This is a genomic window from Natronorubrum sp. A-ect3 (assembly GCF_041821125.1).
GTDB lineage: Archaea > Halobacteriota > Halobacteria > Halobacteriales > Natrialbaceae > Natronorubrum > Natronorubrum bangense.
This window is the reverse complement of the sequence record NZ_JBGUBB010000001.1, coordinates 555800-574718: the sequence shown is the minus strand read 5'-3', so window position 1 is coordinate 574718 and position 18919 is coordinate 555800. Positions and strand designations below refer to the sequence as shown.

Below are 18919 nucleotides of genomic sequence, written 5' to 3'. Positions count from 1 at the left end.
AGAATACTGCTGGCGTATCGATCGGTGGCGTCGCTACGTCCGCTTTCTGGCGTCTCCCATTCGATCTGAAAAGTCCCAGCCGTACACCACCGCGGGCTCGATCGTGATCGTCACCTCGTCGCGCTCCTCACGGAGCAGGTTCCGTGCCAGATCCGACTCCGTCCCGACCTGGTAGCGCTCGAGAAGCATCTGAAGCGTCTCCTTTTCGGGGTCCGGCTCGATAGTGGCAGAACCCCGTCCTCTGACGCCAGTATACGGTGGCTCGTTCGTCGAAATCTCGAACGCGACGCCGGGATCTGACTCGAGAAACGAGACGATGTCTGCCTGGGCGGACGTGGCACACTGCAGCGTCCAGTCGTCACCCGCAGTGGCGTCGGCCTCGAGTCGATACCACAGCGAACACATCCAGAGATTGTCCTGCGGGGTTCGACAGGCGACTCTGACCGGGGCCGTTGTCTCCTCGAGAAAGCTGGTGATCGACGACTGTGAAAGACTTCCACGAACGTGCATAGCAGTCACAACGGGCTCGAGGCCTAAAATACCGAGCCGACGGGCTCGAGGCGACTAAAACAGGGGCCCGATAACGATCCCAAACTCGTAGCTGTAGATGTGGTTGAGCATCACGTACGTGACGACACCCAGGACGAGACTCAGGATCCACGAGCCGGCGGCAATGCGGCCGATCTTCGCGTGGGCCGTGTTTCGCAGCTCTGCCGGCGTATGAGTCAGTCCCAGAATCAGTGCATAGAGGACGACCGGGACGGCGACGATCGAGAGGATGATGTGGATCGCTAGCATGATCAGATAGGCGTAGTAGACCGGATCAGGGCCGACAAAGAGCTTATCGCCCCCGCCACCGACGCGGGTCAGGTAGACGACTAGGAACAGCAAGATCAGTACGAACGCCGTGACCATCGACAAGCGATGTTTCTCGACCTCGCCGGCACGAATCCAGTACCAGCCGGCGGCCAGAAACACGGTCGTCGCCGCATTGATGATTGCGATGGCGTGGGTGAGTAGGTTGACCTGCCCCTGCGTGAGATCCGGGTAGATCGGAAGGTCAAGAAGGAAAGTCCCAATCACCAGCGCATAGCCGACGATCGTCAGGGCGATCGTGGCCGCCAGTGGCTGTTCTCGAAGCCGTCGTCTCGCAGTGGCGGTTGCCATTATCGACCGTTAGGACAGGTTCCGTATCTGTCTTGCTGTTCCCGACCAGAACATTCGCGTCTCGCCCTGTCTCTGAACCAGCAGTCGTGTCGACACCACCACCGCACGCGATCAGTCGATCGTCTTCTCGAGTGTAATCGACCCGTTCTGTTCGACGGTCACGTCGTAGCCACAGAACGGAAACGAGACTTGCCCACCGGCTCGCGGTGTGCCATCGGGTCGAGGCGCAAACAGACGATCGAGCGCCTCTGGATCGACAGCGGCGTGTAACGATTCGTACGTCGGTGGCCGCACCTGTCTGGTGGGAACGTCTTCTGCTTCGGCGATCGCTTCGACGACTGCTTGACTCGGTTCGTTCTGATTCGGTCTGTCGACATGATCGTAGCCCCCCGCAGTCATATTGCCACTGTATCAAATCCGATGAAATAAAACTGTCTTTCTCCGATTTATTTCTGACAGGAACACGACGGTCGATTGCCGGTATCGGAGCGTACAGACCAGTTTGGTTGGTATCCCCTGGCGATGGTGAGTCGATAACACCACTCCCCTCGCTGTCACTCACACGGCCCACCTCGAGACACGACAGGCAGCTAGCTGATATGAATCGCTGGCTTGCCTGGCCGGCTGCTTCCAACCGAATCGTCGCCATCGGTCGCCCGTCGGACGACCACATCGGCGCCAAACTCGTCGGTGAGCAGCCACGCGCTCTGCTCTGCGATTGCCAGTTCCTCTTCGGCGTCGAGGAGCTGTTCGAGCTCCGTCCGTCCGACCTGTTCGGCCAGGTCGACGACAAACGTCGCGACGGCCTCACGATCGACCTCGAGATCGGCCGCCAGAACGCGGTCGACGAGCGAGCCAGTATCGACATCATCAATGGTTTCGTCGGTGGCTTCAGCGACGAGCCGTGCCACGTCGTACTTCCAGTCTTGGGCGATAACGAGCTCAATCTGTTCCGGCTCGTCGATCGCGGCGACGTCGACGATATCACGGACGTCTGCGAGCGTCGACTCGACGAGTTGGCGCTCGAGTCGGTACTGGCTCACGTCGCGTTCGGCCGTTGGCCAGTCGGCTTCGACGACCAGTCCCTCGCCGCGGAGCTTGTTCCACAGCTCCTCGCCGAGGTGGGGTGCCATCGGCGAGATCAGGGCTGCGAGCGTGAGCAGGCCACGTCGGTAGTGCTCCTCATGTGGCCGATCGTAGGCTCGATAGCGCCGAAGTCGTCGTGCCAGCTCCTGAATCTCTGTGGCAGCGCGGTGGAACCGGAACCGCTCGTACTCGTCGGTCACGGCGGTGATCGTCCGGTCGATTTCGCGGGCAATGTACTCGTCGTGGGCTCGCGTCTCGATGCGGGTGTCGCCCGCTTCGACGAACGTAGACGCCATATCGTAGAGCGTCTGCTGGAGATCGTAGGCTCCGCGAACGTTGTTTGCGGTCCACTCGAAGTCCTGTTCGGGGTGAGCCGCCGAGAGGACGAACAGCCGCGTCGTCTCCGCGCCGTACTCCTGGGGGGCGACGACGTTGCCTTTCGAACTGGACATCTTCTCGCCGTCGTACAACACCGTCCCCTGACTCTTGAGCTCCGTGATGGGTTCGCGTCGATCGAGCAAGTCCAGATCCGCGAGCGCCCGTGTGAAGAATCGTGTGTAGAGCAGATGGAGGATCGCGTGTTCCTCGCCACCGACGTAGACGTCGACCGGCAGCCACTCGTCGGCCAGTTGGGTGTCGAACGGAGCATCCTCGAGATCCGGCGAGAGAAAGCGCAGGTAGTACCACGAGGAGTCGACGAACGTGTCCATCGTATCCGTCTCCCGGCGGGCCGGGCCACCACACTCCGGGCAGTCGGTCTCGCGGAACGACCCGTGTTCCTCGAGTGGGTTCCCGGTGGTGCGAACGAACTCGGGGAGTTCGACCGGCAGCTCCTCATCCGGCACGAGCACGTGGCCACAGTCCTCACAGTGGACAACGGGAATCGGCGTCCCCCAGTAGCGCTGGCGGGAGATCAGCCAGTCTCGCAGCCGGTAGGTGACGTCTTCCGCGAGGGCGTCGTGGTCGGCGACGATCCGTTCTCGAGCTGTCTCGCTTGCCACACCGTCGTACTCGCCGCTTGCCTCGAGGACGCCCTCGCCGGTGAAGGCCTCCTCCTCGAGGTCGGGCGTCGTGTCATCGTCGGGGACGATCACGCCCTCGATTGGCAGGCCGTGTTCGCTCGCGAACGCGTGGTCGCGCTCGTTGTGGCCGGGAACGCCCATCACTGCGCCGGTGCCGACGTCCTCTAAGACGTAGCCAGCCACGTAGACGGGCAGTTCTTCACCGGTGAGCGGGTGAATCGCCGTCGCATCCGTCTCGAGTCCAGACAGGCCGACCTCGCTCGGATCGCGTTCGCGGGCGTCTTCGATATAGTCGGCCACCTCGTCGTCGGCTTCGGCGAGCGCCCGAGCGAGGTCGTGGCCGGGCGAGACCGCGAGATACGTCGCCCCATGGATCGTCTCTGGCCGCGTGCTAAAGATGTCGACGTCGCCGTGGTCGGCGACCTCGAACGTGATCCGTGCGCCCTCCTGACGGCCGATCCAGTTGCGCTGGATCTCGCGGACGCCTTCGGGCCACTTCTCGAGGTCCTCGAGGCCGTCGTGGAGTTCTTCGGCGTAGTCCGTAATCGTGAAAAACCACTGGTCGAGTTCGCGCCGGTCAACGGGTGTCTCACACCGCCAGCAGACGCGCTCAATCTCGCGGTTCCCGGCGTTGCCGCTCGTTAACTCCGAGGTCTCACCACGTTCGACCTCGCGTTCCTCGACCTGTGCTGCGGCGAGGACGGTCTCACAGTCAGGACACCAGTTGACCGCTGCCGAGTCGTACTCGACGAGCCCTGCCTCGTAGAGGCGTTTGAACAGCCACTGATTCCACTGGTAGTACTCCGGCTCGCAGGTCGTGATTTCGCGGGACCAGTCGTAGCCAAAGCCCATGGTCTCGAGTTCCTCGCGCATCCGGCGGATACACGCTTCCGTCCAGGATTGGGGGTCGGTCTTGCGCTCGAACGCGGCGTTTTCGGCGGGTAGCCCGAAGGCGTCCCACCCCATAGGATGGAGGACGTCGTCGCCTTGCATGCGGCGATATCGCGAGTACGCATCAGTGATCGCGTAGTTGCGAATATGGCCCATATGGAGCGTTCCGGACGTGTACGGAAACATTCCGAGAACGTAGGTTGGATCGTCGGCGTCCTCGGGAAGCGCATAGACGTCGTCGCGCTCCCAAACATACTGCCAGAACTCCTGGACTTGCGCGTGATCATAATGGTTCGTCATAGTAGCGAGCAGTCTTGGGGAGTACTGGGTGTGCCGGCTATTTCATTGTTCGGCTGTTCACAACGAGGTTTGTGCACAACGCTGCCCGAAACAGCCGTCTCGAGCGGGTGGCTGTTGGCTGACCGTAACAAAGTCGATCGGAACCGAACCGCTGTCTCACCGAATGGCACGTTCACGCGATGCGCCGGAGGCGACACCGTCGACCGTACTCGTGACTATCGTGGTCGTCTTGCTCACCTTTGTCGCTCTCGGACTCCTCTTCGCCCCCGCTATGGGACCCGACCAGCCGAGTTCGACCGACGACTCCGAATCCGAGCAGCCGGAAAGCGACTCGAGTGATGGGATGACGGCTGCCGAGAACACCAGCAACGGTTCTGACGCTGGGCTGAACGATGAGGACACAGTCGATGGTGCTACCGAACCGGCTGCGGGGGCGCAACCGGTTTCGGACGCCGATCACCGATCTGAGCCGTTCGGCGGCGACGACCCGGCGGCGTTGGTCGAGGGAGAGCCACCGAGCGGGCTGGATGACGGACCGTTTGCTGACGACGACGGACCACCAAGCGATGTTGGTCCACCAGCGGACGCTGGCCCGCCGAGTGATGTCGGTGCACCCGACGATGCTGGGCCACCCACCACTGCCGGTCCACCGTAAGCCATCGCGGACGGAGGCGATGGTGGCTGATACGGCGTGCTGTCTCGAGTTGCCGACGCGACCGCAACATCCTGCGATCGCGCCGGCACTGACGGACAACGGCCCGTATGAGCGATCAGCTCGTTCCGGCTGTCGTCCCAGTCCGGACAGCCGTCCGCGCTGCGTACGCGACGTACGCGGCGAGTACTGCCATGATAATACCTCCAATCACGTTACTCCAGACAAGCCCCTGGGCTGCGACATCGAGTCCTTCCATCGCGAACTGCCCCTCGAAGGCAAACGGGGTGGCAATGGTCCACAGCGCAAGCAGGGCGACGAGTGACATCACGCCGGTACTGGTCGAGTAGCCGTTGGTGAGTCGGTAGTAGTTGTACCCCGCGAGCAGGAAGATGGCTGCCCCGATTAGGACATTGTTCCATGCCATGGACGCCGCGCTCTCGTAGATCGCCGGTGAGATGGCGATCAACAGGCCGATTACGGAGACGATTCCACTGAGCCATTTCTGGTTTTCTGGTTCACCCTCGCCTCGGGTGCGCGTCTCTCCAGTCGGATCGCTGGTCGTGGGTTCGCTCATGATGATCGCCAGCTAAACGACGGCCGGGACCGCCCAAAAAGCGTCGTGACTGTTCCAGTCTGCCGCTCAGGCCCAGACTGAAACCGCCATCCAGCGCCACTGATCCGTGCGGCTGGCGCGCTCGAGCAAGATCCGCTTTCGCCGCGCCAATCAGCTACTGGTCGCCCGCCTGTGACTCGGTTAATACCTGGTTACTCCGGCCCGGATTCCAGTCCGAAATCCCGTCGTCTCACTGACCGAAAGCGCTCTCCAGACTTATCTACACGTATGACATACCATCACAGCCACGTATGGGCGCTCGACTGAGTTGGACACTGCCACGACCGATTCGATGAACGAGAGCCAAACGCCGACGACACGGCTCCGCTCGACAGCTGGCAGAACGTCGCGTATCGCACGACATCTTCGCCTCGAGGGCCGGAAACTCGGGCGGTTACTGCGTGCAGGTCGGCCCGGTGCCACCGTCGGATTCGCCACGGAACTGCTCACCGGCTGGAACCCGTACTACGAATGTCGACTCGAGGAGGGTCGCTATCAAGTAGTCGAGATCGGCGATCACGAACTCGTCGTCGATACGGCAGACGCCGGCATCTCGCGAACGCTACTTGCCTACGGTGTCCACGAGTACTGCTCGACTGCCGCCTTCAGACGAGCGCTCGAGCGACTCGCCGAGGACGTTGACGGCCCACTCCACGTCCTCGAGATCGGCGCGAATATCGGCTACTTCTGTGCGATCGAGGCCGAGATCCTCGGCGATCGAGCACGAATTCACGCAGTCGAGCCGATCCCGTCGAACGTCGACCTCCTCACACAGAACATCGCGCACAACGGCTACGACGACGTGGCCGTCATCGAACAGCTTGCTTTCGGTGACGAGACCGGAACTGTCGAGATGGAACTGAGCACGCACTCGAACCAGCATCGAGTTCGTGACCCAAAATCGGGTGACGAAACGCGAGACGAGAGCAGCGAAACCATCTCGGTCGAGCAGACGACGGGGAATCGATATCTCGCCACCCGTGACCTCGCCCCAGAATCGATCAACGTCGTCCGATTTGATGTCGAGGGCTACGAGCGTGACGTCCTCGCGGGGCTGACTGACGTCCTCGAGGCCTCCGGACCAACGCTCGTCTACGTCGAACTCCACCCGCTCGAGTTGACTTCGGAATCGAAGACAGAAATCATCAATCGATTTGCGGACACTGGCTTTGAGGTCGTTTCGGCGGTTCGGACCGATGCTGCGGCCGGCGTCCCCGACGAACGTCGCTGGCACGGCCTCGAATGCGATGTCGATGACATTGGCGACCTTCGGCGGGCGATGGCTGAGAGCGATCACTCAATCGAACTCATCGCACGGAAGTAACGAGCGAACTACGGTCGGGCCGGAACGGTTTCTCAACGTGGGAGCAGACGCCGCCGGACCATCTCTTCGAGCCGACCGATGCCGTTCGAGACGTTTCGTGCGTACGACAACAGATAGAAGCCGGCCTTCTCGCGACGGGAGAGTGTCTCCCAGTCGTCGATCGCTTGGAGCTGCTCGAGTCGCGGCGGGAGAAACGGCATCGGATTGAGCGCAAGCGGGAGCCAACTGTCGTACTGATTTGGATGGAGCGTTCGCAGCTGATAGAGGCCGCGCCCGATCCGACGTGACTTTCGTACCATCGCGTCGGTCGTCGAACGAGTGGGATGGTACATCGTCACCTCCGGAGCGAAGTGGAGTTCTCGGCCGGAATCACGCACTCGATGGCCGAACTCCCGATCGCCACCTGAGATCAGTCGTGAATCGAACGCGCCGACGTCGTCGATAACTGATCGATGGACGAGAAGACAACACGTCGGTGCGAACTCGAGCGTCTCGATGAAGTGGCCAATTGGGAAGGCAGTCTGCAGATTGAACCGCTCGGCAATGGACTCACGGTCTTTCGAGGGCAGCATTTCGACGTTACAGCCCATGTACTCGGCATCAGCGTCCGCAAACGCCGTGATCGCATCTTCGAGCCACTCGGTTTCGACCAGCATATCGGCGTCAACGAACGCGAATATCTCGCCGTGTGCATGATCGATACCCGTGTTCCGTGCCGCGTAGGAACTCTGTCTGTCTTTTTCGACCAGAAACGTGACCTGGTCGTGTTTGTCCGCATACGCTCGCGCAACTGCTGGCGTTTCGTCCGTCGAGTTGTTGTCGACGACCAGGATCTCGTGTGCATCGTCCGGATACGTCTGTCTCGTCAGCGAGTCGAGCGTGTCTCGAAGCCCTGACGGATCATTATAGACCGGAACGATAACTGAAACCATTGGCCATTCGTCGCTGTGCCATGCATCCATCCGTCGATTCTCGTGTGTGCTGTCTGCGTTCATGAGCGACTGTCGTCGGGAGCGTCCGCGATCGGTGGTCAAACACTCACGCAGGATCGCCAAAAGTAGCGACACCCTTCGCGCCACGACGGTCACAGACTCACGACAGTAATCCGTCCAAAACGGTCTCTACTCCGCCGCATCCAGTCACCTGAGCACGAATGTGGCTCTTCACGATCAACTCGAGCAACCGGTCTCTAACTCGTGACAATCACGGCAAAGCGATCGTGAACTAGTGATAATCCTGCGCATGAATAAGTACTGTCTGCTGATGAGTTCAGCTATGTCTCTCGTAGCGCGTACTCACAGTCTTGCCTATCAGAGCCGACCAGCAGGTGAGTCACGGAGATGACGCTCGTCAGTGTTATTATCCCGACCTACGATCGACCCTCGTTTATCGACGGGGCCGTCGAGACTGCACTCGCCCAGACCCACGACGACATCGAAGTCGTAGTCGTCTGTGATCCTCCTGTCGACGAAACACGGGCCGTCCTCGAGCAGTACGCTGCTGACGACCGTGTACGGCCGATCTACAACGACGAGCGCCTCGGAATCGCAGCCAGCCGGAACCGGGCGATCGAACACGCCAGGGGCGAATATATCTGTATTCTGGACGACGACGACCGCTGGGCTCCAGAGAAAGTCGAAACACAACTCGCCGTCATGGCGGCGCAGCCGGACTGTGGCGTCGTCTACACTGGTGGCCTCATCAGACAGAACGGCCGGACCGTCGGTTCGTATACGCCGTCGATGCGTGGTGACATCTATCCGGACATCCTCGCCCAGTTCGATCTCAAACCGTACTCGAGCCACATGATCCGGGCTGAGTGTTTCGAGACGGTCGGCACATACGACACTGCGTTCGAACGTGGCGAAGACTGGGACCAGACGATTCGGGTCGCCCGCGAGTACGAGTTCGAGTACGTCGACGAGCCGCTAGTCGTTCGCCAGTTTCACGACCACAACGTCACGACGCAGATGGCCGATGACCGACCCGAACGGCTCCAACTCGATCTCGATGAGGCTGGGGATATCTCAGGCAACATCTGGTCAAAATATCGTGACGAGATCGAACGCCACCCGGCCATCGAACGCCGCCTCCGATACGGCCGCCACGTCTCATACGGCTGGGCAGAGATCTCCCGGAACAACCGACGGCGGGCGTTTCGATACGGCCTAGAAGCCACAAAGCACGGCCCGACAGTCACCGGCCTCGCGATCTGCTGCTTTGCTGTTCTGGGATCGTCTGCGCTCGATTTTGCTCGGTTCGGTCGGGATGTTGTCACAGACACTCAGCTCGAGCGGTCGGCCGAGGGCTTACTCGAGCCACAAACGTAATCGACGACAGATGAGTCGACCGACCCGAACGCGACAACGGGTCACTCGAGTCAAACCGGTCGGTTTTTCGAGATCACTGTACCAGTTGCTCGCCAGACCGTGGTCCTGTTGCTGTCTCGTCGTTGCTTGACTCCTGTTCCCCGGCGGCCGGGTTGACGCCTGCGTCGCCGACCCGGTCTGGGTTGTCGACCAACTGTGTCGGCTTTTCGAGAACGTAGTCTCCAAGAACGAGCAGATCGAGCCCCATGCCGTAAAAGTCCTTGACCGCTTCCGTCGGCGTGTTGACGATCGGCTCGCCGTGGTCGTTGAACGACGTGTTCAACAGCACCGGAACATCCGTGATGTCCTCGAACGCCGAGAGCAGACGATGGTATCGTGGGTGCTGGTCTTCGCGAACGGTTTGTGGGCGCGTCGAGCCGTCTGCCGGGTGGACGACTGCCTCGAGTTCGTCCAACTTCTCGGAGCGGACATCGTACGCATCGATCATAAACGGCGCAGACTGGCCATCGACGAGATACTCCTCGGCGGCCTCCTCGAGCATCGAGGGAGCGAACGGGCGCCACTCCTCACGGTGTTTGACGAATCGGTTGACGCGATCACGCGAGGCAGCCGTTCGTGGGTCGGCGAGAATACTCCGTGCCCCCAGCGCCCGTGGCCCCATCTCCATTCGGCCCTGGAACCAGCCGACAAGCGCACCGTCGGCGAGTCGTTTGGCGACATATCCCTCGAGATCGTCTGGTTCTGCGTACGCAATCTTGTTTGTCTGGAGCCGCGATTCGATCGCCTCGAGATCGTACTCGGGACCGAAATAGACCGTCGACATCGTTTCGACCGACGCAGGGTCCTGTCCGATCCAGCCCGCACCGAGTGCGAGTCCAGCATCGTGAGCGACAGGCTGGACAAAGATGTCATCGACGACGGTGGCCTCACGAACCCGTTTGTTGAGTTTGCAGTTGAGCGCGACCCCGCCAGCGAGGGCGACGTTTCCGCTCTCGACCGTCCCCGAATACGCTTGGACGATATCGAGGACGATCTCCTCGAGCAGTTTCTGTGCCGTATACGCCAGGTCTTTCTCCCACTGATCGAACGCCTCCGGCGACGCCTTTCGCGGGCGGCCGAAGACATCCTCAAGTAGACTGACGCCGTGGCCGGTGCCCCAGCGTTTGGTCACCTCGGTCACGTCGTAGTCTGCGCCGACGTCGATCAGCTCGCGCAACGTCCGCTCGATCGACGGGTTCTCCTCGCCGTAGGGTGCGAGCCCCATTACCTTTCCTTCGCCGTTGAACATCCGGTAGCCGAGATACTCCGTAATAACTGCAAAGAAGAGGCCGAGACTGTTCGGATGCTCGTACGTGTGCACGCGAGTCAGTCCAGTTTCGTCGCCGCGCCAGACGACGGTCGAGTCGTACTCACCTTTTGCGTCGATCGTGACGACGAGCGCCTCGTCGAACCCCGACGGATGGAACGCGCTGGCGGCGTGACAGCGGTGGTGAGAGCGCAACTCGATCGGTGGCACCGGTGTATCGATCTCGGCAAGGCGGTGCTCGATCTGGCGCGTCGGTGCCAGCCGACTCTGGGCTTCGGTGACGATCGTGTTCTCGAGTGCGGAGAGCGTTCTCGTCAGACCAGGTGCCCGGAGCGCGTCGGTGATGTAGTGTGAGCGGATCCGAGCGCGGAGGCTGGGATCGTACGGGAGGATGATCGTCTCGAGATCGTCGAACTCGAGGTCGCGGTAGTCGAGACAGGCTTCGATGGCGTTCGTCGGAAACGTCTCGGTGGCGTGTTTCTCTCGAGTCAACCGCTCCTCTTCGATGCCAAAGACTGGCGTTCCATCTTCGAACAGGACAGCACTGGGGTCGTGCTGTCCGTACAGTCCGATCGCTGGTTTGAACGCGAGTCGATAGTCACTCATCTTCGTTGAACATCTCTCCCCACCGACTGATACTATGAGCCTGTTAAACGCCCTCTCGAGTGGGCTTTGGATGACGGTTCCGGCTCGGTTTTGGCTGGTCAGTGGCCCGTCGGTTCGAACGACACAGAACAGTCGGCACACGATGTGACGATTGGTCCGAAAGTGGTTATCGTCCCATCGCCAGTTGCAGACGTGCTCGCGGCCGATACCGGGAGTTTTGATCCACGTTCCGGGACGGTTCACGTGAGCTGAACGGTTTTAGCAGCCGTATAGTGAACTGTAGCGCTGAGAAACTGTTTGCCAATGCACCGAATCGTGCGTCACGACTGCCCGTGTAGTACACACCGCAGACGACTATTCGCGTTCTAAAACAGAGATCGAGTATGCGTCGCAACGTCCGACAACAGCGTTCGGAGACACGATCGATTCAGACGAGTATCCAGATACTGCTCACTGTCAGCGGCGTGGTGTTGTTAGCCGCTGGACTCGTCCTCGCTGCGAGTGGTGGATCCGTCGGTGGCGCGCTTAGCTCCGTCAGCGACGAGTGGGGCGATTCCCAATCGGGCGACGACGAGACCGAGGCCAGCGACGTCGACTCGGATGACGACGTTGACGACGCGAACGGGGGTGACGATGCGTCGGACGACACAGACAGCGGCGATGAAACATCGGACGAATCCGAACCAGACGGGGCTGATAGTGACGACGAGACGGACGAATCCGAACCAGACGGGGCTGATAGTGACGACGAGACGGACGAATCCGACAGTTCCGAGGATGATGAATCGGATGAGACAGACGAGTCCGACGGCGACAGCGATGATTCGGATAACACCGACGACACACACACACTGACAGCGATCGTCGAAGATGACGACGGCGATCCGATCGACGATGCCGCCCTCGAGATAGACGGCTTCGGGTTCACTGGGGACGCAACCACCGACGAGGACGGCGAGGCCGAGTTCGACCTCGAGGACGGCGAGTACACGGTTACTGCCTCCGCAGACGGATACGACGAAACTGAAACCGACGTCGAGATCGACGGCGACGACGAAACGGTGACGCTGACACTCGAGGCCGATGACGATGACGACGGGATGCACACGCTGACGGCGATCGTTGAGGACGACGACGGCGACCCGATCGAAGACGCCACCGTCGAAGTCATGGAAGATAATTTCTTCTCCCCGACGGTCGCTGAGGAGGAGACCGACGAGGACGGCGAGGCCGAGTTCGACCTCGAGGACGACGACTACACAGTGATCGCGGTTGCGGACGACTACGACGACGCTGAAACGGATGTCGAAATCGACGGCGACGACGAAACGGTGACGCTGACACTCGAAGAGGACTGAGCGGCGCTGTCAGAATCGACTCCTTCTCGGCAGCAGTACTCGAGACTCGAACAGTGAACAGTGCTGTTTCGTGTCCGCTTCCACGGCTCGAATCGCTACGCAGCGCCCTGTCGACGTCGGTAGACGACACGCTGAACGAGGATTAGACCGGCGAGCACGGCGCCGCTGAGTAGCGTCAAAAACCCACCCCAGAAGACACCGCCCGTGGACGACGCGGACAACGTGTACACACTCGTCGCTGCGAGCCACAGCGTCACCGCGCCGACGGTCGCGATGGTGACCGACCCAATGTTGAGCCCTTGGTGGATCGGTTCGAGGAGTGCAACGAAACCGAGCGCACCCGGCACGAGCAGCTCCGGGTTGATCGGGAGTGGCCCAAGCGTCGGCCACGACGGATACGGCCGTGGCAGTCCAAGAAACGTGCTGATGGTAATCAACAGGACGAACGCAGCGAGGAGGTGCTGAGCTACACGGAGTTGCGAGGACATGCGCTTTCCAACATTCACGTCGCGTGAGATAACTGTTCGTCCAGTAGCCCGTCTCTCCGAACAGGTTCGGCCAGCACGCTTTCCAGGAGTCGACTCGAGAGTCACAGTAGACGCTGGATACAAAGAGAGGCCACCATCGAGGGCGTGGATAGCAACGACTGCGCCGTGCACACAGTAGCGCAATGGCTCGATTTGAGACGGACCGAGTCAGTAGCACTCGAAGCGCGGTCTTCGTCACAGCGCCAGGATGAGACGCATCCGGGAACTGACGGCCGTCGCTCGCGGCTCGAAGCCTCGTCGCGTGCGATGAGCCGTCTGATCAATCGGCGACGGATGACGCTGCGACGCTCGAGGTCCATCGCGAGCGCGACAGGATGGTGTGGCTCGTCTCGAAGCCGACGCTTACAGTGGAATGGTTGCGATCTCGTCCGATCCACAGAGCGGACAGGTGGTGTCATCGGCCGTAACGGTCTTTCCGCAGCGTCGACACTCGTGGTGAACGGTTGCGTGTCGGGTTGTTTCGGTGTACTGTTTGATCCAGTCTACGATCATATGGATTCTATGACTATCTTCGGTCAGTGAATCTCGTTCGCTCTCGTAATAAGTACTTTGTGGATATTTGTATAGCAATTAGCACTAGAACTAGACATATATCTAAATTAAAGACAGTTTAAGCAATATCTCTGGGCGAATGAACACGGCGTGGCGAGAACGGATCGCTGGTTCACTCGAGGCAGGAACGTCTCGTCGAACTCGACACTACAAACGAGCCGGTTCGATCACTCAACCGTCACGCTCTTGGCGAGGTTCCGTGGTTTGTCGATCGGTCGCTCCAGCAGATTTGCGGCGTGATAGGAGAGCAACTGGAGTTGGACGTTTGCGAGCAGCCCTGCCCAGACGGGGTGGGTCTCGGGAATCGACAGCTGTGCGTCAGCGACATCGCTGAGGGGATGACCGTCCGAACCGACGGCAATAATCGGCGCACCGCGAGAGTTGGCCTCGATCGCGTTCGTCTTCGTCTTCTCGTCGCCGCTGCCAGTCAGTACTGCGATCACTGGCGTCTCCTCGGTGACGAGGGCGAGTGGTCCGTGTTTGAGTTCGCCCGAAGCAAACCCTTCCGCGTGCTCGTAGGTGATCTCTTTGAATTTCAGCGCTCCCTCGAGTGCGACGGAGTGGCCGAGTCTGCTCCCGATGAAGAAGTACGACTTGCTATCAAGGGTCTCACGGGCGAGCGCCTCGGCCTGCGACGTCTCTAGGACGGTTTCGACGTGCTCTGGGAGCGACTCGAGTGCCTCGAGCATCGCGGCTCGATCCGCAGCTGGCGTTGCGTCGGGCACGTCAGCTGCGAGCTGTTGAGTGAGCAACGCAAGCGTGACTGCTTGTGAGGAGTAGGTCTTCGTCGCGGCGACGCCAACCTCCGGTCCAGCACGAATGTAGATCGCATCGTCGGCTTCGCGTGCCGCTGTCGAGCCGACGACGTTCGTCACGGCGAGCGATCGTGCACCGCGGCTGGTGGCCGTTCGAACGGCATCAAGCGTGTCGGCCGTCTCGCCGCTCTGTGTGACGGCGACGACGAGTGTGTTCTCGTCGACCGGTCCCGACGTCGTTTCGTACTCGCTTGCACGAAGCACCTCAGTCGGGACCCCTGCGGCTCGCAACAGCTGTCCGCCGTACATCGCCGCGTGATAGGAGGTGCCACAGGCGACGAACTGGACGGTGTCGACGTCCGCAAACGAGCCGGCAGAAAGGTCCTCGAAGTCGACGTCGCCGTCTTCGATCCGACCCTCGATCGTATTCGAGAGTGCCGTCGGCTGTGTGTTGATCTCTTTTAACATGTAGTGGTCGTACTCGCCTTTCCCCGCGTCTTCGGGATCCCAGTCGACGGTGTCGACCGACCGATCGACTGGCTGTCCCTCGAGGTCGGTGATCCGGTAGGAGTCGGGCTCGAGAACGACGAGGTCGCCATCCTCGAGGTAAATCACGTCCTCGGTGTGGTCGAGAAACGCCGGTACGTCGCTGGCGAGGAACCACTCCTCGTCGTCGAGTCCGAGCACGAGCGGCGAGCCTTTCCGTGCGGCGTACACTGCTTCCTCGCCGTCGACGATCGCAGCGATCGCGTAGCTTCCCTCGAGCGTGTCGACGGCGCGTTGGACTGCCAGTTCGGTGTCGCCGGTTTTCTCCCGGTACTCATCGATGAGATGTGGGATCACTTCGGTGTCGGTGTCGCTTTCGAACTCGTGGCCCTTCGCTTTGAGTTCAGCTCTCAGTTCGTCGTAGTTGTCGATGACCCCATTGTGAACGACGGCGACGTCGCCAACGGTATCCGTATGTGGATGGGCGTTCTCGTCGGTCGGCGGCCCGTGGGTACTCCATCGGGTATGGCCGATTCCCATGTTCCCGTTCGGACGGCCACTCAGCGTCGATTTGAGGTCTGAAACCTCTCCTGAACACTTGTGAACCTTGACGCCGGAACCGTTCTGGACGGCGATTCCTGCCGAGTCGTAGCCTCTGTACTCGAGGTTTTCCAGACCCGACAGGAGTGTATCTGCCGCATCGCCGTGACCGATACGTGCAATAATACCACACATTAGCCGACCACCGTCGTTCGAGCGACAGTCGTCGACCACGTCACATCACCAGACGAACGGGATGCAATGGGGTGTGTCACGTTCGCAACGGTCGTATCCAGTCGGTTCGGGACGGCTGCCTGAGATGCAGTACGTGTGTCTGTCATTGTTGTCACCGACCCGTGTTCGCCGATTACCGGCCGTCGGGTCTCTACTCATCTCCAGTTTGGGACAGCCCATTACTATACCACGAATAAGACAGTCGCTATCGATTGTACAACGCTGCGCTCGGTTGCAGATATTGCAAACAAGGTCCACTCCTGTCCGTTGGATGGTGGTTTCGTGATCGTCGTTCGGTTCGTCTCGAACGACGAGCCCTGGCCATCGCAAGACGGCGCTGGTGTCCACTTCCTGCATGACACGGCTGTAATCGTCCGTCTTAGAGAGAGGTGGACCACAGGATAAACCGTTCATCGCCCGAGTTCACGCCGCTGTCTGTCGTGTCGTAATCGGGAGCACTACCGGTCGTCCAACAGCGTCTGCTGTCTCGAGTCAGCTATCGGGGACAACCTGCACCCGTCAGAAACGGTGGGTGGTGCGATTGATGCGGATCCACTCCTGGTTTTCGTTCGCTGATTGAGACGGACTGCTGGCCGTCAGTGCCGGTGTACCCGCGCCGGGTCGCGGGTGAACCAGTATACTGGCATAGCAGCTCGTCCGAGTGGATCGAAGCGGTGCGTCTATGGAACCGGATTCTCGACGTCGTCTGACTGTGTCGCGGTGTGGACCTGGTCAGACAGACTGATAACGTTCTCTCGACCGGCCGATGTCTTCTCGATCATGCCGTCGTCGTGCATTTGCGAGCAGATCCTGCTCACTTTCGACTTCGACCAGCCAGTCTCGTCGGCGATCTGATGTTGGCGAATGCGGCCGTGATTTGCAACGAGCAGTCTGACCACCATTCCCTCGTCGCTCAAGAGCACCGACGGTGTTTCGGGAGAGAAATACTGCGCATACGATTGCACATCGGGAGGTGAGCTATCGGCTGCTGCCGGTTCGACCGGGCGGTCGGCTGCTGTGTCAACTGCGTGCCCATCTGCATCCGTCGTGCCGACTGTTCCCGCTGACGCTGTCAAAAGCGTGGCAATCCCGCCGTTACGTTTTGACAACGTCTCGGCGAGACGGACACCGACGAGCCCGCCGACCAGCAAGAACAGAACCACGATCAGGGCTGTCTCCCAGAGCGTTGCAACACGAAGGAATGACATCCAAGACAACAGTCCGTCGGGCTGACCACCAGCCTTGCGGACCGTTGATGCGACCGTCTGTCCATCGAGATGGTAACTCAAAGCCGGCACTGTGTCGGTCGATATCGTCTCGTGAATCGACCGCAATGCGGTTTTGACTTCGATATGGGAAGTTTGCACCATGGTTTCGCGGTTCTGAGACGGTCAGCCTGTGGGTGACCACGATGGTCGTACTCGCGCCGACCGCACTGGTGATGGGATGTACGGTGACTTCATTATGGATCTGTATAGTTCCGTTTAACAACGTTTTAAACACTCCTCCAGGCAGTTCTGGCCGAAACCTGCTGCGGGCGCTGTAGCTCCATCGAGCAGTCGGATTCGTTGTCAGATGACCCTGCTACAACCGTTTATCCGCGGTATAGTAAACCCATCATGGTGAGTTGGGTGTTCTGAGGAACATCCGGCAGTTGCAGACGAGCGGACTGGCCCGGAGCTACCGTCGCACCCAGTCGTGTGACGGTCCAGCGACACCGCATCATCCATGACCACGACAATCAGCGACACGGAGACACGAGGGGACGGACAAGCAAGCGATCGGCACGCAGTACAGACGAGTGACAAGGGAACCACCCTTCGACACACCGACGACCAGTCGATCCGCGAGGCAACGATCTGTGTCATCGGACTCGGCTACGTTGGATTGCCGCTTGCAGTTGGGTTTGCGCAGTCGAACTATCGCGTCATCGGATACGACATCGACGAGTCGACAGTCGAGCAACTGCAAGCTGGTGTCGATACGACCGGCGATCTCTCCGACGATTCTATTCAGGACGGTGAGATCTCCTATACGACCAACGCGAGCCAGATCAGCGAGGCGGACTACATCATCATCGCTGTTCCGACGCCGATCGACGAGGACAACCAACCCGACCTCAGCTACATCGAAAGCGCAGCGACCACAGTCGGTTCGAAAATGAATCCCGGAAGCACAGTTGTTCTTGAGTCGACCGTCTACCCCGGCTCGACACGTGATGTCCTCGTGCCAGCGCTCGAGGACGCATCCGACCTCTCCGCGGGCGAAGACTTCTTCGTCGGCTACTCGCCAGAGCGCGCAACGCCTGGCGACGAAGAACACGGCCTCGCAGACGTCGTCAAGGTCGTCAGTGGACAAAACGAAAAGGTGCTCGATGACGTGGCGACGCTGTATGAGTCGGTCGTCGACGCAGGCGTCCACCGAGCCCCATCGATCGAGGTCGCCGAAGCCTGCAAGGTCGTCGAGAACACCCAGCGCGACCTCAACATCGCGTTCGTCAACGAACTCTCGATGGCTCTCGAGCGCCTGGATGTCGACGGCCAGGCGGTCCTCGAGGCCGCGGGCACGAAGTGGAATTTCCACGATTACCGACCGGGACTGGTCGGCGGCCACTGCATCCCCGTCGATCCGTACTTTTTCACCTATCGGTCGGCCCAGGAAGGGTTCGAACCGGAACTCATGCAGATGAGTCGAAAGGTAAACGAGTCGGTGCCAGACCACGTCGCCGAACTGACGATCAAGGCGCTCAACGAGTGTCACAAGACGCTTCGTGAGAGCCGGGTGCTTGTACTCGGCCTTTCGTACAAACCTGGGGTTGGTGACATTCGAAGCTCGAAAGTCGAAGCTGTCATCGACACCCTCCAGGAGTACGAGATCGATATCGAGGGATTCGATCCGTTCGTGGACGACGAAACGATTCAAGAGCAGTTCGGGATCGAGGCCCAGGAACGGCTTTCGTTCGAGGGCGTCGACGCCATCATGCTCGCGACTCCGCACGAGGAGTTCGAACAGCTAGATCTCGAGGCTGTCTCGACCGAACTCGCAGATGATCCGGCCTTGATCGACGTCACTGGGGCACTCGAGGAAGACGCAGCCGCCGAGGCGGGGTTTGTCTACCGACGGTTATGAGCCACCACAGTCATGTG

At 60.3% G+C, this 18919-nt stretch carries 16 protein-coding genes; 5 read left to right on the top strand and 11 right to left on the bottom strand.

All coding sequences use genetic code 11. The annotated features are described in order from the left end of the window. Positions 1–33: 33 nt before the first annotated feature. The 4 genes from ACERJA_RS02920 to leuS form a co-directional block, all read right to left on the bottom strand. Complete coding sequence (locus ACERJA_RS02920; protein WP_373606798.1) at positions 34–510, bottom strand: pyridoxamine 5'-phosphate oxidase family protein; 477 nt, start codon at positions 508–510, stop codon at positions 34–36. Between the two features lie 54 nt (positions 511–564). Further along, the gene (locus ACERJA_RS02915; RefSeq protein WP_373606797.1) at positions 565–1167 is read right to left on the bottom strand and encodes a DUF420 domain-containing protein; all 603 of its coding nucleotides are present in this window, start codon (positions 1165–1167) and stop codon (positions 565–567) included. 111 nt (positions 1168–1278) lie between these two features. Further along, positions 1279–1566: a HalOD1 output domain-containing protein gene (locus ACERJA_RS02910; protein WP_373606796.1), complete on the bottom strand. Its 288-nt coding sequence runs from the start codon at positions 1564–1566 to the stop codon at positions 1279–1281. A 191-nt stretch (positions 1567–1757) separates the two neighbouring features. Then, positions 1758–4466: a leucine--tRNA ligase gene (leuS, locus tag ACERJA_RS02905; RefSeq protein ID WP_373606795.1), complete on the bottom strand. Its 2709-nt coding sequence runs from the start codon at positions 4464–4466 to the stop codon at positions 1758–1760. A 163-nt stretch (positions 4467–4629) separates the two neighbouring features. Here leuS and ACERJA_RS02900 point away from each other — a divergent pair, with 163 nt between their 5' ends. After that, positions 4630–5121, top strand: a complete 492-nt coding sequence (locus tag ACERJA_RS02900) for a hypothetical protein (RefSeq protein ID WP_373606794.1) — start codon at positions 4630–4632, stop codon at positions 5119–5121. Between the two features lie 115 nt (positions 5122–5236). Here the strand turns inward: ACERJA_RS02900 and ACERJA_RS02895 are convergent, their stop codons facing one another. Beyond that, on the bottom strand, positions 5237–5695 hold the full coding sequence (locus ACERJA_RS02895) for an SPW repeat protein (RefSeq protein WP_373606793.1): 459 nt from the start codon (positions 5693–5695) through the stop codon (positions 5237–5239). Between the two features lie 331 nt (positions 5696–6026). On the opposite strand from ACERJA_RS02895, the gene ACERJA_RS02890 reads away from it, so the two are divergent. After that, positions 6027–7058 (top strand): FkbM family methyltransferase, encoded by a 1032-nt coding sequence (locus ACERJA_RS02890; protein WP_373606792.1) that lies wholly within the window; start codon positions 6027–6029, stop codon positions 7056–7058. Positions 7059–7090: 32 nt separating this feature from the next. Here the strand turns inward: ACERJA_RS02890 and ACERJA_RS02885 are convergent, their stop codons facing one another. Next, entirely contained in the window at positions 7091–8053 is a 963-nt protein-coding gene (locus ACERJA_RS02885; protein ID WP_373606791.1) for a glycosyltransferase family 2 protein, read from the bottom strand. Positions 8054–8398: 345 nt separating this feature from the next. Here ACERJA_RS02885 and ACERJA_RS02880 point away from each other — a divergent pair, with 345 nt between their 5' ends. Next, positions 8399–9388, top strand: coding sequence for a glycosyltransferase family 2 protein (locus ACERJA_RS02880; protein ID WP_373606790.1), 990 nt, complete (start codon positions 8399–8401; stop codon positions 9386–9388). Positions 9389–9461: 73 nt separating this feature from the next. On the opposite strand, the gene ACERJA_RS02875 is transcribed toward ACERJA_RS02880, so the two are convergent. Beyond that, positions 9462–11300 carry a carbamoyltransferase gene (locus ACERJA_RS02875; RefSeq protein ID WP_373606789.1) on the bottom strand — a complete coding sequence of 613 codons (1839 nt, stop codon included), beginning with the start codon at positions 11298–11300 and terminating at the stop codon, positions 9462–9464. A gap of 383 nt (positions 11301–11683) precedes the next feature. On the opposite strand from ACERJA_RS02875, the gene ACERJA_RS02870 reads away from it, so the two are divergent. Beyond that, a complete protein-coding gene (locus ACERJA_RS02870) occupies positions 11684–12658 on the top strand; it encodes a carboxypeptidase-like regulatory domain-containing protein (protein WP_373606788.1) in 975 nt (324 codons plus the stop codon). 95 nt (positions 12659–12753) lie between these two features. On the opposite strand, the gene ACERJA_RS02865 is transcribed toward ACERJA_RS02870, so the two are convergent. The 4 genes from ACERJA_RS02865 to ACERJA_RS02850 all read right to left on the bottom strand — a co-directional run bounded on the left by ACERJA_RS02865 (position 12754) and on the right by ACERJA_RS02850 (position 17143). Continuing rightward, complete coding sequence (locus tag ACERJA_RS02865) at positions 12754–13146, bottom strand: hypothetical protein (protein ID WP_373606787.1); 393 nt, start codon at positions 13144–13146, stop codon at positions 12754–12756. Between the two features lie 779 nt (positions 13147–13925). Next, positions 13926–15734 (bottom strand): glutamine--fructose-6-phosphate transaminase (isomerizing), encoded by a 1809-nt coding sequence (gene glmS, locus ACERJA_RS02860; protein ID WP_373606786.1) that lies wholly within the window; start codon positions 15732–15734, stop codon positions 13926–13928. After that, complete coding sequence (locus ACERJA_RS02855) at positions 15734–15880, bottom strand: hypothetical protein (RefSeq protein ID WP_161569786.1); 147 nt, start codon at positions 15878–15880, stop codon at positions 15734–15736. The genes glmS and ACERJA_RS02855 overlap by 1 nt, the downstream gene beginning before the upstream one ends. Before the next feature lie 573 nt (positions 15881–16453). After that, entirely contained in the window at positions 16454–17143 is a 690-nt protein-coding gene (locus ACERJA_RS02850) for a helix-turn-helix transcriptional regulator (protein WP_373606785.1), read from the bottom strand. Between the two features lie 358 nt (positions 17144–17501). Between ACERJA_RS02850 and ACERJA_RS02845 the strand changes: the two genes are divergently transcribed. Next, positions 17502–18902: a nucleotide sugar dehydrogenase gene (locus ACERJA_RS02845; protein WP_373606784.1), complete on the top strand. Its 1401-nt coding sequence runs from the start codon at positions 17502–17504 to the stop codon at positions 18900–18902. Positions 18903–18919 lie beyond the last annotated feature (17 nt).

Bases quoted from the DNA above. Each gene is read 5' to 3' on its own strand.
- ACERJA_RS02885 (WP_373606791.1), bottom strand. From the start codon at position 8,053: ATGAACGCAGACAGCACACACGAGAATCGACGGATGGATGCATGGCAC.
- leuS (WP_373606795.1), bottom strand. From the start codon at position 4,466: ATGACGAACCATTATGATCACGCGCAAGTCCAGGAGTTCTGGCAGTAT.
- ACERJA_RS02880 (WP_373606790.1), top strand. From the start codon at position 8,399: ATGACGCTCGTCAGTGTTATTATCCCGACCTACGATCGACCCTCGTTT.
- ACERJA_RS02910 (WP_373606796.1), bottom strand. From the start codon at position 1,566: ATGACTGCGGGGGGCTACGATCATGTCGACAGACCGAATCAGAACGAA.
- ACERJA_RS02915 (WP_373606797.1), bottom strand. From the start codon at position 1,167: ATGGCAACCGCCACTGCGAGACGACGGCTTCGAGAACAGCCACTGGCG.
- ACERJA_RS02920 (WP_373606798.1), bottom strand. From the start codon at position 510: ATGCACGTTCGTGGAAGTCTTTCACAGTCGTCGATCACCAGCTTTCTC.
- ACERJA_RS02865 (WP_373606787.1), bottom strand. From the start codon at position 13,146: ATGTCCTCGCAACTCCGTGTAGCTCAGCACCTCCTCGCTGCGTTCGTC.
- ACERJA_RS02870 (WP_373606788.1), top strand. From the start codon at position 11,684: ATGCGTCGCAACGTCCGACAACAGCGTTCGGAGACACGATCGATTCAG.
- ACERJA_RS02900 (WP_373606794.1), top strand. From the start codon at position 4,630: ATGGCACGTTCACGCGATGCGCCGGAGGCGACACCGTCGACCGTACTC.
- ACERJA_RS02895 (WP_373606793.1), bottom strand. From the start codon at position 5,695: ATGAGCGAACCCACGACCAGCGATCCGACTGGAGAGACGCGCACCCGA.
- ACERJA_RS02890 (WP_373606792.1), top strand. From the start codon at position 6,027: ATGAACGAGAGCCAAACGCCGACGACACGGCTCCGCTCGACAGCTGGC.
- ACERJA_RS02875 (WP_373606789.1), bottom strand. From the start codon at position 11,300: ATGAGTGACTATCGACTCGCGTTCAAACCAGCGATCGGACTGTACGGA.
- ACERJA_RS02850 (WP_373606785.1), bottom strand. From the start codon at position 17,143: ATGGTGCAAACTTCCCATATCGAAGTCAAAACCGCATTGCGGTCGATT.
- ACERJA_RS02855 (WP_161569786.1), bottom strand. From the start codon at position 15,880: ATGACAGACACACGTACTGCATCTCAGGCAGCCGTCCCGAACCGACTG.
- glmS (WP_373606786.1), bottom strand. From the start codon at position 15,734: ATGTGTGGTATTATTGCACGTATCGGTCACGGCGATGCGGCAGATACA.
- ACERJA_RS02845 (WP_373606784.1), top strand. From the start codon at position 17,502: ATGACCACGACAATCAGCGACACGGAGACACGAGGGGACGGACAAGCA.